The 14,422-nt window shown below is 39.3% G+C and carries 13 protein-coding genes; 10 read left to right on the top strand and 3 right to left on the bottom strand.

Features of this window, described 5'->3' with window-relative positions; translation table 11 throughout:
• The first annotated feature begins 39 nt into the window (after positions 1-39).
• From NSQ61_RS06730 to NSQ61_RS06685, 10 genes are all read left to right on the top strand, one after another.
• Entirely contained in the window at positions 40-1,659 is a 1,620-nt protein-coding gene (locus NSQ61_RS06730; RefSeq protein ID WP_340806444.1) for a methyl-accepting chemotaxis protein, read from the top strand.
• A 53-nt stretch (positions 1,660-1,712) separates the two neighbouring features.
• On the top strand, positions 1,713-2,030 hold the full coding sequence (locus NSQ61_RS06725) for an STAS domain-containing protein (RefSeq protein ID WP_066246649.1): 318 nt from the start codon (positions 1,713-1,715) through the stop codon (positions 2,028-2,030).
• A complete protein-coding gene (locus tag NSQ61_RS06720; RefSeq protein WP_340806443.1) occupies positions 2,030-2,869 on the top strand; it encodes a PP2C family protein-serine/threonine phosphatase in 840 nt (279 codons plus the stop codon). The genes NSQ61_RS06725 and NSQ61_RS06720 overlap by 1 nt, the downstream gene beginning before the upstream one ends.
• 426 nt (positions 2,870-3,295) lie before the next feature.
• Positions 3,296-3,940 (top strand): HlyD family secretion protein, encoded by a 645-nt coding sequence (locus NSQ61_RS06715; RefSeq protein ID WP_340806439.1) that lies wholly within the window; start codon positions 3,296-3,298, stop codon positions 3,938-3,940.
• 86 nt (positions 3,941-4,026) lie between these two features.
• Positions 4,027-5,658: a DHA2 family efflux MFS transporter permease subunit gene (locus NSQ61_RS06710; RefSeq protein WP_375338809.1), complete on the top strand. Its 1,632-nt coding sequence runs from the start codon at positions 4,027-4,029 to the stop codon at positions 5,656-5,658.
• Positions 5,659-5,737: 79 nt separating this feature from the next.
• Entirely contained in the window at positions 5,738-6,154 is a 417-nt protein-coding gene (locus NSQ61_RS06705; protein ID WP_082829330.1) for a MarR family winged helix-turn-helix transcriptional regulator, read from the top strand.
• Positions 6,155-6,356: 202 nt separating this feature from the next.
• A complete protein-coding gene (locus NSQ61_RS06700) occupies positions 6,357-7,277 on the top strand; it encodes a malate dehydrogenase (protein WP_094245712.1) in 921 nt (306 codons plus the stop codon).
• Between the two features lie 262 nt (positions 7,278-7,539).
• Positions 7,540-8,193 (top strand): MOSC domain-containing protein, encoded by a 654-nt coding sequence (locus NSQ61_RS06695; RefSeq protein WP_066246655.1) that lies wholly within the window; start codon positions 7,540-7,542, stop codon positions 8,191-8,193.
• A gap of 371 nt (positions 8,194-8,564) precedes the next feature.
• A complete protein-coding gene (locus NSQ61_RS06690; protein ID WP_339199836.1) occupies positions 8,565-9,140 on the top strand; it encodes an RNA polymerase sigma factor in 576 nt (191 codons plus the stop codon).
• The gene (locus NSQ61_RS06685) at positions 9,112-9,984 is read left to right on the top strand and encodes a hypothetical protein (RefSeq protein ID WP_066246656.1); all 873 of its coding nucleotides are present in this window, start codon (positions 9,112-9,114) and stop codon (positions 9,982-9,984) included. The genes NSQ61_RS06690 and NSQ61_RS06685 overlap by 29 nt, the downstream gene beginning before the upstream one ends.
• A gap of 84 nt (positions 9,985-10,068) precedes the next feature.
• On the opposite strand, the gene prpB is transcribed toward NSQ61_RS06685, so the two are convergent.
• The 3 genes from prpB to mmgD form a co-directional block, all read right to left on the bottom strand.
• Positions 10,069-10,974, bottom strand: coding sequence for a methylisocitrate lyase (gene prpB, locus NSQ61_RS06680; protein WP_066246659.1), 906 nt, complete (start codon positions 10,972-10,974; stop codon positions 10,069-10,071).
• 403 nt (positions 10,975-11,377) lie between these two features.
• On the bottom strand, positions 11,378-12,826 hold the full coding sequence (locus NSQ61_RS06675) for a bifunctional 2-methylcitrate dehydratase/aconitate hydratase (protein WP_340806437.1): 1,449 nt from the start codon (positions 12,824-12,826) through the stop codon (positions 11,378-11,380).
• A gap of 24 nt (positions 12,827-12,850) precedes the next feature.
• On the bottom strand, positions 12,851-13,960 hold the full coding sequence (mmgD, locus tag NSQ61_RS06670) for a citrate synthase (protein WP_063389557.1): 1,110 nt from the start codon (positions 13,958-13,960) through the stop codon (positions 12,851-12,853).
• Positions 13,961-14,422 lie beyond the last annotated feature (462 nt).

Below are 14,422 nucleotides of genomic sequence, written 5' to 3'. Positions count from 1 at the left end.
CAATCAAGTACTTGATCCTTTCGTTCGGAGTGAATGCGGATGAATTTCTTAAAGAATAAAACGATCATTGGTCAAATTATTACAATGATTGCGCTTATTCCGATTATTATTTGTTCTATTTTCATCTTTATTTTTGTCAGGCAGATGGAGAAAGAATTTGATCATTTTCATAAAAATGATGTGTTACGAACAGCAAGCATTTTAAAAAGCGCGATAGAAATCAGCGAAAATTCCAAAAAAACGGTTGAACGTTTAATTGACGAAAAGCTGCACTTAATTTCAAAAGAGATTGCAAAAGAATTGCGCGGGAAAACGATCGAGGAAGTGACTCAGCAAGATTTAATTGCATTGCGCAATAAATATGATGTGTACAATATTTCTTTATTGGTAAGAAGAAATGATGATATAATCATTGCCCAATCTTCAGACCCCAATGAAATTGGTTTAAGCACAAAAGAGTGGGGGTATTGGTATGATGCTTTTCAACAACTGATGTCAGGTAAGCCTGTAACAGTAGGAAAAGGTTATTATCAAGAACATTATTGGGTTGGTCCGATCTCCAAATCAGACTGGGAAAACAAATATTTTAAATATGCCTATTATTATGACGGAACAACTGAATTTATGATTAATCCGTATATTCTTGATTCTGAAATTTATCATGCAACGAAGCATTCGGATCCTGAAGCGCTTATTCATTCCATTTTAAAATTTAAAGAAAGTGAAATAGAAGAAATTGCGGTTATAAATGCCAATGTACTGCTTCGGAGCGAAAATCGAGATATTATTGAACCGGAAAGAGATGCGCCGATATTATATGGAAAAAATTCATATAAGCATGAAAAAGATCATTTTTATATTCAAAAAGTTTTGAAAGAAAATCAAATGGAGTCGGTGAAACTCGGGGAAAACTATCGGAAATATTATCTGCCAATTCCAAATGACAGGGTTATTACGATTGTCACCGACTTAAGCGCTGGCACAAAGTTTTTTCATAATATCATTTTTTTGTTTGTCCTGTCATTTGTTGCTGCCTTTGTCATTATATTTTTCGTTTTGCAGGTCATTACGAAAAAATATTTAACTCCGATCCCTACTATTCACCGTTATATTAATAAAATTGCAGCAGGCGATTTGACCGAAGAAATTCATGTCGATCAGAAAAATGAATTCGGTGATATTGCTGCCCATTTAAATGAAATGACTGACCGCATCAGCCAATTAATTGTCGATATTAAAAACGATATTGAAACATTAAGGCTCGTTTCAAACGTTTTATCAGAGACAGTGCACTCTTACTTTCATGTCATGGACGAAGTTTCAACAACCATGACGAAGGAATCGCGGGAAATTTTTCATGAAATAGAATTAGAGGTGAAAGAAATACGACAAAACTATGAAAATATCAATCAACAATTTGAAAAACTAAAAGAAGCGAATCATCTTGAATTCCATCATGTCTCTAATTTTATTATTCAATCAAGTCATCAACTCATAAAACTGAATGATTTGATGAAACAAAATGTCAAAAAAGTTACGGAAATGAATTTATCTTCTTTTGATGCGATACAGCAATTGAATGAAATTATTATTCAATTAGACAACCTTTCAAAGGATTTAGAAAATAAAATAAATAAATTTAAAGTTCAAGAATCATGAAACACATAAAGGTGAAAATGAATTGCTCAGTTTTTCTGCCAAGGAGGGTATGTATGGGTCTTACGGTTCAAAAGGAAATTCAAGAACAAAACCTCACATTATACATTAAAGGAGTTTTAGATATTTCAACGGCTCATGTGTTTCATGGTCATTTTAATGAAATCGGCAATTTTCAAGTATTGACGATTGATTTTAGCTATTTGGAATTCATTGATTCATCCGGCATTGGTGAAATCATCGATTTAATTTATTTATCTCAAGAAAAAAACATTAAATTAGTTTTTAAAGGTATGAATGACTTCACAAACCATTTATTTGAAACAGTTGGATTATACGAAATTTTAAAATCGATTCAAGGGGAGGTTGTTTGATGCAAAGAGACTTTTTAACGTATCAGCAATCTTCCTATACGATAGAAGATGTTAAGAGAAAAGAACAATTGCTGCAAAGGGAAATAAACTTGGCACGGACGATACAAACAACGTTGTTGAACGGGCATGCTCCATTGATCGAAGGGGGAGAGGTATTTGGCTATTCTATACCTGCCCGATTAATTGGCGGGGATTATTACGACTTTTATCCGCTTGTCAACGGAAAAGTGCGCATCGTTATTGGGGATGTGATGGGAAAAGGGATTCCTGCTGCGATGCTCATGATCTTAACGCGCGGCGCCTTTCGGACAGCCGCTGAAAGCACGCAAAGCCCCGGAAAGACGCTGACTGCAATGAACAAAGCGTTATACAATGATTTGAGAAAGTTAAAATCTTTTGTTACCGTTTTCTGTGCCGATTGGGATCCGCTGTCGGGAACGTTTACATATGCAAATGCCGGCCATCATCTTCCGCTGTTTATAAGAGGCGATGCGGTACATGAGCTTCCAAAAGTGAAAGGGATTATGATTGGCGGTCTTCCTAATCAAATTTACCATGAAGAATCGATCCAATTATTTGAACATGATTCAATTTTCTTTTATACAGACGGAATCATTGAGGCGCAGAATAAACGCGGCGAGCAATTTACATTGGCACGGCTGATCGAAACGTTAAAACAAAATCAGGATAAAAATGCTGGGGAGATTGAAAAAAAAGTGCTGGAATCGATTCATAAATTTACAGAAGGCGTTCCGCAAAAAGATGATATGACTATGGTATTCTTAAAAGTAGGGAAACAAAAAGTCGATATTTCAAGTTTAAATTCGCCTGTCATGTAACGTTTATTTGAAAACGTGATTGTTTGGAGGAATTGAAATAAAAAATTTTACACTAGTTGGAAAAATAAATCTTGGGCTGGGAATCGCTTTTATCATAGCTGCTCTTTTCCTATTCATGCAGCATTTTTACAATGTGATTTATTTAAACCGTTTTCTTTTTGAGATTTCGTTCGTTTGTCTTGGACTTTCATGAATGTTTTCAGCAGTTTTTTATCAAAAATCGAATGGAACATGATTATGCTTTTTGGACAAAATGACCCAAACAGTCCATTGTACTGTCTGGGTCATTTTTATATATATATTTCGGTACACGAAAAACATTGACTCGGATAAACGATTGTCATATGATAAATAATGCAGTTTATAAATATTTCACAAAATGAAATATTTATTTAATGAATATTTTTTTTGTAAGGGGGATAAAAAATGAATGTGAAAAAGTTGGTCATATTAAATATTGTTGTTCTCGTTGTTTTGGTTTTAGGAGGTTTTGCCGGATTCTATTATTACAATGAGTCGGTCAACTATATTAAAACAGATTACGCAAAAGTGGACGGACAGCAATTAGTGATCGCCGCCCCTGCTTCCGGAGTCTTGACAAAATTTGATGGAAAGGTTGGAGCACAATTTCAGAAAGATAAAGTCATTGGAAAATTAGCCGTACCTGGGGAGGATGAACCTGTCAGCATTCAAATGCCCCAGTCCGGAACGATTGTCCAAACAAATGCGGTAGAAAATTCATTTGTGGCAGCTGGTACCCCTTTGGCATATGCATATGATTTCGATCATTTATGGATCACTGCCAATATTAAAGAAACCACTATTGGGGATGTAAAAGTTGGTCAAGATGTTGATATTTACATCGACGGGTACAGCGAGTCTAAACTTTCGGGAAAAGTAGAGCAAATCGGAAAAGCAACAGCTAGCGTCTTCTCATTGCTTCCAAGTGAAAATGCGGACGCAAACTATACGAAAGTAACACAGGTGATTCCTGTGAAAATATCTATTGCGGATGCAAAAGGGCTAGGAATTATGCCGGGAATGAATGCAAAAGTACGCATCCATAAATAAATGATTTAACCATATAAACTGAAGGAGGTGGAAGCATGCCGTTTATCATCAGTTATACGTTTTTCACTCTGATTGTGCTGATCGTCATGAATGTTTTCCTTGTCAGAAAGAAAAACTGGCATACAAAAAAAGAGGAAGCACTTGATAAGGAAGTGCCGGTTGGAAAAGTGCTGTTCGTTTTAATGTTTGGAATGTTCATTGCGATTTTGAACCAAACAATTTTAAATGTAGCGCTTCCGGTCATGATGACGGATTTAAATGTCAATGCGACAACAGCACAATGGCTGATGACAGGCTTTATGCTTGCAAACGGAATTTTAATACCGATCAGCGCATTTTTAGTTGAAAATTTCGGTTTTCGCAAGCTGTTTATTACAGCGATGATCTCGTTTACAATTGGATCGCTCGTTTGTGCCGTATCAGCAACATTTCCATTGGTGATGATTGGCAGAATTATTCAGGCGATTGGTGCAGGAATTTTAATGCCGCTTGGCATGAACATTTTTTTGACTGTTTTTCCTCCTGAAAAAAGAGGAACAGCCATGGGGACGATGGGGATTGCCATGATTCTGGCTCCTGCAATTGGTCCGACACTCTCAGGATGGGTTGTGCAAAATTATGATTGGCATTTTTTGTTCTACGCGATGGCTTTGATCGGTTTAATTGATATCTTTTTCGCCTTTATTTGGTTCCGTTTAGAAAAAGAATTAACTCGCCCGACGTTTGATATCCAAGGGATTGTTTATTCAAGTATTGGATTCGGCGGCATTTTATACGGGTTTAGCGAGGCTGGAAGCAAAGGATGGTCAAGCGCGGAAGTTATCATCAGCTTAATGGTCGGAGTTGTTTTTTTAATTTTCTTTGCCGTAAGACAATTGAATGTGGAAAAACCTCTGCTTGAACTAAGAGTATTTAAGTACAACCTCTTTACGTTCACATTAATTATCAACTCGATTGTTACTATGGCATTATTTGGAGGAATGCTGCTTCTCCCGATTTATTTACAAAATATTCGCGGTTTTACACCGATTGAATCGGGTTTATTATTGCTTCCAGGAGCAATGATCATGGGATTAATGGGGCCGATAGCAGGAAAAATTTTCGATCGATATGGTGTAAGAGGATTAGCAATTGTCGGTTTGGCCATTACAACATATGGAACATATGAATTCACGCAGCTGACGGCCGATACGCCCTACACAACCTTATTAGGAATATATATGCTGCGGTCTTTCGGAATGTCATTGATCATGATGCCGATCATGACTGCCGGTATGAATCAGCTGCCATTAAAGATGATTTCCCACGGTACAGCCATGTCGAATACGATACGCCAAGTGGCTGGATCTATTGGAACCGCATTATTAGTAACGGTTATGACACAGCAATCAACAAATCATTTATCAGATTATACGAATCTTGTGTCAAAAACTGATCCAATGTTGATGAATCAGCTGCAAGCACTTGGCAGCAGTATGGCTCAATCAGCCGGACTTTCTGCACATGCTGGTCAAACTATTGGTGCTCAGGCACTTTTAGGGCAGGCATTGCAGCAATCAACCATCGAAGGGATCAACGATGCATTTTACATTGCGACCGTTTTGGCATTCATCGCGCTAGTTCTTTCCTTTTTCTTAAAAACACCAAAGAAAACGCTCCAGGAAAGCTCGTTCGAAGCAGCAAAAGTTAAAACCGAAGCATCTTCCCAAGAGTTATAAACAAAGATATAATGAATGAAACGGGGATGTCCGGCAGAGGACACCCTTTATATATGTGAAAGGAAGGGAAAGTAATATTATGAATCCGACATCCTCCTCCATGACGGAATTAGAGAACGAATTTATAAGGATTTTTCGTGATTTGCGAAATTTTTATACAATGGGGAAAAAATATGGCTTGTCAAGAAATGAATTTTTTATTATGAAGTTTTTGCTGAAAAACGGCCCTCAAAAACTATCTACCATTTCCCAAGAATCTGATATATCTCCCAGTTTCCTCACAGGTATTACTGATCAGCTAATCGAAAAAGGCTACATCGAACGGAATAGATCAAAGAAGGACCGCCGAATTGTCCAAATCTCTTTAACAAAAAAAGGAGAAGAAACCATCATAGCGGTTCAACAGGACTTGATTCAATATATGCGTTCCAAATTCAACGCATTTACAGAAGAAGAAATTCAAGATTTAATTCGACTTTTGCGGAAAATACCATAATATCGTCCGTGGTATTCAAAATCAGTAGTGCCTGACTTTGTGATTTTAGTCAAAAAGAGACGAGCTTGTTTTAAAACGGTGCACTTTTTCAGAGATGATCCATTGACAAGACGGGGAAATTTGTGTATTCAATGTCAAAACGGGTCATGCTGCCTGTTTGACGTGGAGTAGAATCTTAACGGCTGCAAAGGGGGAAAAGAAAATGTGCAAAATTACGATCATTGGCGGAGCAGGAACTCTTGGAGCCGCCATCGCTTTCAAATTAGCAGGGAAAAAAGCGATCGATGAAATTTGTCTCATCGATCAAAATGAAAAGCTGCTGCTCAATCATTTAATGGATATGGAAAATGCTTATCCGTCCAAAACGATTTATAAAGGGACTTTTCACGATTTAAAGCACTCTAATATCGTCATCATTACGGCAGGCATCCCAAACCGAACCGATATTTCTTCTAGAGATGAGTTTTTAGAAGGAAACTTGCAATTGTTTCGTCAAATCGGAGAAGCCGTCGCAAAACATGCCCCAAACGCTTTGATTATCACCGCTTCCAATCCAGTCGATGTTCTGAATTACTATTTAGTTCATACGTTTCAATTTGATAAGAAAAAATTAATCGGATACACCATGAATGACTCCTACAGGTTTGAATGGGCGCTTCGCCGAGTTCTAAAGCTACACGAGAATGATAAAGTATCAAGCCCTGTTATAGGTGAGCACGGAGAAACACAAGTTCCGCTTTTCAGCCAAGTCAAAGTAAACTATAAGCCGCTGCTTTTATCAGAAGATCAGAAAATTCAAGTTAAAGAAAAGCTGACAAATTGGTTTCGAAACTTCAATGACCTAGGCATAAACCGAACAACCGGGTGGACGTCTGCCGTCGGTATGGAAAGGCTGATTGATCAGCTGCTTCAACCAAAAACGTCGACAGCAATCGGTTCTGCGGTATTAAACGGAGAATATGACGTTTCTGGCATTAGTTTAGGTGTACCTCTAACAGTGAATCATACAGGCATCCAAAGCATCCTTGAATGGGAAATCGAACAAAAGGAAAAAGAGTTATTTCAACAATCTGCTGAAAAAGTGAAGCGTCTCATCAACGAGTTTATTATGAATAAAAAATAGACAAAATGGAAGTTTCTTCAAAAAGAGCGCATCTATCTAGTAGACAATAAAAAAGCTCACTATAAACTATGCTAGTTTTTGTTTTGTTGTTCCCAATTCAGCTTTTTAACCATTTTAGGAGGTTACAGCACTGGAATAGATTTTTTTATCCTGTATGATTTTTTGAAAATCATACAAACTGCAGACTTGCCGCTTAACGATAATCTATTGCTGCTCCCAAACGAAGTTGGAAGATCTTAAAGAATTAATGGAGTTGATCAAAATGGAAGCAAAAACTTATGAAATTATTTCTATAAATGTAGGAAAACCGAAAAATTTCATATATAACGGCAAAGAATTCGTCACTGGAATTCAAAAGCAGCCTGTTGATGGACCGGTTTTTTTGTCATTTCTTAATTTTTCAGGCGATGGTCAGGCAGATCTTGTTCATCATGGCGGTAGAGATAAAGCGGTATGCGTTTATCCGTATGATCATTATGCCTATTGGGAGCATGAGCTTGAAAGAAAGCTGGATGTGGCGGCATTTGGTGAAAATTTGACAGTAAAAGGCTTGTTGGAAACAGAAGTTTGCATCGGTGATACGTTCCAATTAGGGGAAGCGGTTGTGCAAGTTAGCCAGCCTCGGCAGCCATGCCATAAGATTGCCAAAAAGCACAGGGTGAATGACTTGCCGCTTCGTGTTCAAAATACTGGTTATACCGGTTTTTATTTTCGGGTGCTGAAAGAAGGCTGGGTGGAGACACAATCAAGCTTGCAGCTCATTGAAAAACATCCGCTAAACATAACGGTTTCTTTTGCGAATCAAATCATGTTTCATGATAAAACAAATAAAGAAGGAATTGAACAAATTCTTCGTGTGGACGAACTATCGGAAAGCTTTCGGGATTCATTGATGAAACGCTTACAATCCATTTAGGAACATCTACCAAAAGAAGGGGTTGGAAAATCGGCTTGTATATAAATTAGAAATGCAAGAGAGATCATTAAAATTTCAATGATCGTTGTTTTTAGATTACTATTTTCAAAGGTTGAGCTTCTGTGGAGAAAGCGTCTTACATTTCAGCTACTTCCCATATAATAAGCCAACGATCCACTGATGCAGGGCAGATCGTTGGCTTATTTTACAAAACTTTGCCATCTAAAAAGCTCCAAAATTTGAGTTCTTGCTTTTTGTGAGAAAATGGGAATTCCTCCAATCTATTTCTGCAACTAGAATCTGATGATTCGATACTTTTTCTCCAGCATTTCGTCTAATTGATTGTACGAGAAAGAGAGGTGCACCTCGGCATGCGAGATGAAGATTTGGTTCAAAAGGCTTTAGAGGGGGACGATTCAGCCTTCCGTGAGCTTCATGACCGCTACATTGGCCAAGTGCTCCGCTATGCATATATGCAGACGGGGGATTATCATCGGTCAGAAGAAATTGCTCAAGATGTCATGTATAAAATGGCGGTTCATTTAGCGAACTTTCAAGGAAGATCAAGCTTTAAAACTTGGCTGTTTACAATTGGAAGGCGGGTTGTTATCGATTACCATCGCAAGTATAAAAAAGAAAATAACACAGTCTATTTAAGCCCCGAGGACTTAGGGCATAAACAGGATAAACATTTAGTAGAACAAAATATTCTGGAATATTCGCTCAGAGAACAGATCATAGCCAGTATGGAAAAATTGTCCCCGGATGAAAAGACGGTCCTTTATTTAAGATTTTTTGAAGGAATGTCTATAAAAGAAACAGCCAAGGTAATGTCGAAAACGGTTATGGCGGTTAAATCGCTGCAAACAAGGGCTAAAAAGAAATTGTCAGCCCATTTAAAAAGCGAGGTGAATGATCATGAAAAAACAACTCGTACCGCCGAATAGCGAAAAGCGTGAAGAGTCAATAAAACAGCTTTTTCATCACTTTTATATAGAACCGACAGATGAATTTAAAGAAAAAAGTTTTCAAAAAGCTTTAGCCGGAATTGAATTAGCTAGAAATAAAGAGAGAAGGAAAAAAGCCGCTAGCAAGCTTCAGCTTGTATTCTCATTTGCGGCCGCAGCAGCTGTATGCATCCTTCTAATGATTTTTCCTCCTTTTCAAACAAATGAGACGAAAGAAGGCGGCCAGCATTCAGATCAACAAAGCATACTAATGTCTCCCCAACAATCTCAAAATGCAGAAAAGGAAGAAGAAAAAGGAGATATCAACCGACCTGAATCGATCGAAATGACAATTTCATTGGAAGGAATGGAAGAAAAGGAGCTGTATCACCTCGTAAACATAAAGCAACTACCTTTTACCACATATATTCCGGATCGTTGGCAGGCAGAATATATTGAAGAAAAAAATTTGATCGGAGCAAAGCTGATAGCGGTGAATGAAAAATATGGGGAAGTTGATGTCATGTTTTTTCCAAAAGGGACATCTTTAGGAGAGGCGGAAAATTACATTACAGATGAATTGCTGGGAAATGTTTCTTATAAAGTTTTATCAGCGGAAGAAGAAGAGAAAAGAAATATACCTGATTGGTCTCTCCGTTCCTTTCATTATGAAAATGTAGAGCAGACGAGAACGGGCGAGATTTATTTAAGCGAGCATAACAGACAGTACTTTTATATACAGAGAGAGTTTGCTAATGAAGCATTGGAAGGATGGGGTTCAAGAACAACAACGATTTTGGAGCAATGGGAATGGAAGGACACGAAAAAAGGATTGTGGGATTAAAAAGTTTTATGAATCAGAAATGTGAGCAGCTACTATTTTTTCCGGTAAATACTTTTTCATCCACGGGGCAAACCCCGTGGATGGTTAATCTTCAGGCAATACTGTTTTTGCAATCGTTTGGTCGAGCGCTTCGAAATCATCGTAATGAATCACTTCATAAAGTTCCTTGCGAGTTTGCATATTCTCGAGCTCGCTTTTTTGAGTTCCAGACGATTTAATGGTTTGGAATAGGCGTTCATACGCTTTAGCGGCGGCGCGAAGAGATGAAACAGGATAAATCACCATTGAATAGCCGAGTTCCGAAAATTCTTCTGCTGTATAGTAAGGAGTTTTTCCAAACTCTGTCATGTTTGCGAGAAGAGGAGCTGAAATTGCCCGGCTCACCTTTAAAAAGTCTTCTTTTGTTGAAAGAGCCTCAGGAAAAATAGCGTCTGCTCCCGCTTCAACATATCTTTTGGCGCGTTCAATGGCGCTTTCAATTCCTTCAACTGCATAGGCATCCGTTCTGGCAACAACGACAAGAGTCGGCGCTGCCTGTTTAATAGCTTTAATTTTTTGCATCATCTCCTCTACAGACACAAGCTTTTTGCCGTTTAAATGTCCGCATTTTTTCGGAAGATCTTGATCTTCGATTTGGACAGCAGCTACTCGTGCTTCTGCCATTTCTTTAGCTGTTCGGGCGGCATTCAAAACACCGCCGAAACCGGTATCAATGTCAACGAGAAGCGGCAGATCAGCCGCCCGCACGATTTCCCGCGCCCGGCGGGCAACCTCTTCTGACGAGACGATGCCCAAGTCAGGAAGCCCTTGGCTCGCGGTATAGGCGGCGCCTGACAAATAAAGCGCTTGAAATCCTGCTTTTCTCGCTATAAGTGCAGCCATTCCATCATGGGCTCCAGGAATTTGAAGGATTTCCGGTGCGTTCATTAACGTTCGAAACCGATCGGCCAACTCCTCTTGTGTCGATTCTTTTTCAACGATCCAAACCATGGAATCACCTTCTTTTCTGTCATTTCATCTTAGCTTTACAGAACCATTAATTACGTTTCTAGAGGCAAGCCGCGTTTTTCATTAAACGAGCGCTGCCCTCGTCAAGTCTACTCGAGGGTGCCGCCCTGTATCCACGCTTCGCTTACGGTCTGTTTTGTACCCTGATCTTTTGTCTGTTAACTTCCGTCATTTGGTACAAAATCGATTCTTTCGTTCTTTTTGACTGCCCAAAAAATTTTCGCTTTACAGAACATTTTTCGGTGTGGCCGATTGCCACACCAGCTCGATATAGTTATCTCAAATGTTCTTACAAGGTTTATAACATGTTTTTTCTTGCCAAACAATGAAATTGCGCCAAAGTAACATGCATCTGATGCAAAACAACGTGTGATCTGCCCCGGATTTATATAACAAATAAGTTTACAAACTCATGTACAAACGACTCTTCCAGCACGTTCTGGTCAAGCGAAACGTCTAAGATTTGCTTGAGCTGCTTGTTTGGGAACCGTGTTGCCAAATTGTTTTCATATTTTTGGATCAGCTTAGGCAGACCTTCTTGACGGCGGAATCTGTGGCCGATTGGATATTCCCGCACAACTTGGCGCGTTTCCGTTCCGTCTTTAAACCGTATTTGAACTGCGTTTGCAATTGACCGTTTGTCCGGATCGAGATAATCTTTGCTGAACTGTTTATTTTCCACAACTGTCATTTTTTCACGAAGCGCATCGATTCTAGGGTCTTGTGCGATTTCATCTTCGTAATGATCTGCTGTTAAATCGCCATAAATAAGACCGATGGCAGTAATATATTGAAGGCAATGATCACGATCAGCCGGGTTGAGAAGAGGTCCCGTTTTGTCGATGATGCGAATGGCTGATTCATGCGTCGTGATCGTGATTTCTTCGATCTCATCAAGGCGATCTTTTACTTCAGGATGAAGCTCAATGGCGCATTCAGCAGCTGTTTGCCCATGAAACTCTGCTGGATATGATATTTTAAATAAAATATTCTCGATTACGTATGATTCCAAAGGACGGGCGAGCTTCAGTTTCTGTCCTCGGAACAGCACGTCTTCAAATCCCCAGTTCGGAGCCGATAGGGCAGAAGGATATCCCATTTCACCTTTTATGGCCATAAATGCAAGACGTACAGCGCGGCTTGTTGCATCGCCAGCCGCCCACGACTTGCGAGAACCAGTATTTGGAGCATGTCGATATGTCCGAAGACTTGAATTGTCAATCCAGGCATTGGAAAGGGCGTTGATGATTTCATCTTTTCCCCCGCCAAGAAGCTTCGTAACGACAGCAGTTGAAGCAACCTTTACGAACAGCACGTGGTCAAGCCCGACTCTGTTCAGGCTGTTTTCAAGTGCCAGCACCCCTTGAATTTCGTGGGCTTTTATGATCGCTTCAAGAACTGTCCTCATATTGAGCGGCTTTTTCCCTTCTGCCACATTCGTTCGGCTTATGTAGTCGGCCGCAGCTAAAATTCCCCCTAAGTTATCAGAAGGGTGACCCCATTCCGCTGCAAGCCAAGTGTCATTATAATCGAGCCAGCGAATCATGCAGCCGATGTTAAATGCACCGTGCACGGGGTCTAATACATATGAAGTGCCAGGGACGCGGCACCCGTTTGGAACAATCGTCCCCGGAACGATCGGACCTAAAAGCTTTGTGCATTCAGGGTAGCGAAGAGCAAGTATGCCGCAGCCCAGCGTGTCTAACAACACATAGCGGGCGGTTTCAAACGCTTCTTTACTTTGAATTTCTTTATTTAGAACATAATCGGCAATTTCTTCAAGCAGTTTGTCTGTTTGTCGATTTTCATTATTTTTTACTAGTACTTCTGCCATTTTTACAACCTCCTAAGCTATCCATTACTGTTGTACTTTCAAAGAGCGTTTTCCTGTATATTTCACGCGCGGACGGAACAAACGGTTGTTATTATGCTGTTCGATCACATGGGCGCACAGGCCTGCTGTTCGAGCGCTGAAGAAAATAGGAGTATATAAATCAATCGGAATGCCAAGCATGTAATAGACAGGAGCCGCATAATAATCGAGGTTCGGATACAATCCTTTTTCCTCTCTCATAATGGTTTCCCCGGCTTCGCATATTTCAAGCAATCGAAAATCGCCCCGTTGTTCGGACAGCTGCTGCAATGCTTTTTTCATAAGCAATGCTCTTGGATCCATTTTTTTCATATAGACGCGATGGCCAAATCCCATGATCCGTTCTTTATTTGCTAATTTTTGTTTAATCAATCGTTCAAAATTTTCCTTTGTACCTGCTTCTTCAATTAAATACATCACCGCTTCATTGGCTCCGCCATGCAGGTGTCCTTTCAATGAGGAAACCGCACCGGCGAGAGCGCCATACAAATCTGCATGTGTAGACGATATGACGCGAGCGGCAAATGTAGAGTTTGGCATTTCATGTTCGATATAAGCGATGAGCGAGCGGTCGAATATTTTCGTTTCAAGTTCAGTCGGTTTTTTTCCTGTAATCATATATAAAAAATTTGCACTGTAGGAGAGATTTTCATCTGGTGGAATGACTTCTTGTTGATTGAGTAGATGATAACTGCTGGCAAGAATGGATGGCATCTGTCCTAGAAGATTGATAGATTTCGTTTTATTGGCCTGTTCAGATCTGTCATCAATGAGCGGGTCAAATCCTGCTAAAATGGAAATGCCTGTTCTCAGGGCGTCCATTGGATGAGTTGTCTTCGGCAGTTTGGAAAATACGTCGTAAAGCACGTCTGGAAGCTCTCTTTTCGCTAGAAGCTCGTTTTCAAATCTAGCTCTTTCTTGTTCAGACGGAAGCTTGCCTTCAAGCAGCAAAAACGCAACCTCGACATATGATTTTGTTTCGGCAAGTTCAATTAAATCGTATCCTCGAATGACAATTTCTTCATTTTCTACATCGAGAAACGAAATCGTTGTCTCAGCTGCCACTACGTTTTCTAATCCTGGTCTAAACTCCATCAAATATACCTCCTTCAAAAGTTTTCGAAAACGCTTTACTTTTAATGCAAACAGGGAAAAATGAATATCGGGATGATCGATCGCTTTCACAAATTTTGTTATTGGGCAATTGCTGAGACAATAACATTGTTCATTTCTTAAAGCCTATTCATTTCTCCCAAATCTCAAAGCGATCTTGCTATAATTGACCGCCTCTCCTTGTCGAAGCTTAAATGGTTAGGAAACCATTTTTTTACTTCTGGAACAAATATAGCACATTTTTTAAAAAAAGAAAATGAATCTTCGGAATTTTCGTTTTTGTAAAACGACAGCTTTCACAAAATTCATTTGAAGAACTGACTTTAAAAATGGAAGTCAGCTTCCAGCAATCGGAGGCTTTGCGGTTTTAATGTCTTTTGGATGTTGACTGCTTATTTATATCTATTCAAATCTTTTAAATAGACTGGAAAAATAGTACGATAT

Origin of the sequence: Aeribacillus sp. FSL K6-1121 (assembly GCF_038003725.1) — a bacterium.
Lineage (GTDB): Bacteria > Bacillota > Bacilli > Bacillales > Aeribacillaceae > Aeribacillus > Aeribacillus composti.
The sequence above is the reverse complement of the archived record's forward strand: the minus strand, read 5'-3'. Positions and strand labels throughout refer to the sequence as shown.

Bases quoted from the DNA above. Each gene is read 5' to 3' on its own strand.
- NSQ61_RS06715 (WP_340806439.1), top strand. From the start codon at position 3,296: ATGAATGTGAAAAAGTTGGTCATATTAAATATTGTTGTTCTCGTTGTT.
- NSQ61_RS06700 (WP_094245712.1), top strand. From the start codon at position 6,357: ATGTGCAAAATTACGATCATTGGCGGAGCAGGAACTCTTGGAGCCGCC.
- NSQ61_RS06685 (WP_066246656.1), top strand. From the start codon at position 9,112: ATGAAAAAACAACTCGTACCGCCGAATAGCGAAAAGCGTGAAGAGTCA.
- NSQ61_RS06690 (WP_339199836.1), top strand. From the start codon at position 8,565: ATGCGAGATGAAGATTTGGTTCAAAAGGCTTTAGAGGGGGACGATTCA.
- mmgD (WP_063389557.1), bottom strand. From the start codon at position 13,960: ATGGAGTTTAGACCAGGATTAGAAAACGTAGTGGCAGCTGAGACAACG.
- NSQ61_RS06730 (WP_340806444.1), top strand. From the start codon at position 40: ATGAATTTCTTAAAGAATAAAACGATCATTGGTCAAATTATTACAATG.
- NSQ61_RS06710 (WP_375338809.1), top strand. From the start codon at position 4,027: ATGAATGTTTTCCTTGTCAGAAAGAAAAACTGGCATACAAAAAAAGAG.
- NSQ61_RS06675 (WP_340806437.1), bottom strand. From the start codon at position 12,826: ATGGCAGAAGTACTAGTAAAAAATAATGAAAATCGACAAACAGACAAA.
- NSQ61_RS06725 (WP_066246649.1), top strand. From the start codon at position 1,713: ATGGGTCTTACGGTTCAAAAGGAAATTCAAGAACAAAACCTCACATTA.
- prpB (WP_066246659.1), bottom strand. From the start codon at position 10,974: ATGGTTTGGATCGTTGAAAAAGAATCGACACAAGAGGAGTTGGCCGAT.
- NSQ61_RS06720 (WP_340806443.1), top strand. From the start codon at position 2,030: ATGCAAAGAGACTTTTTAACGTATCAGCAATCTTCCTATACGATAGAA.
- NSQ61_RS06695 (WP_066246655.1), top strand. From the start codon at position 7,540: ATGGAAGCAAAAACTTATGAAATTATTTCTATAAATGTAGGAAAACCG.
- NSQ61_RS06705 (WP_082829330.1), top strand. From the start codon at position 5,738: ATGAATCCGACATCCTCCTCCATGACGGAATTAGAGAACGAATTTATA.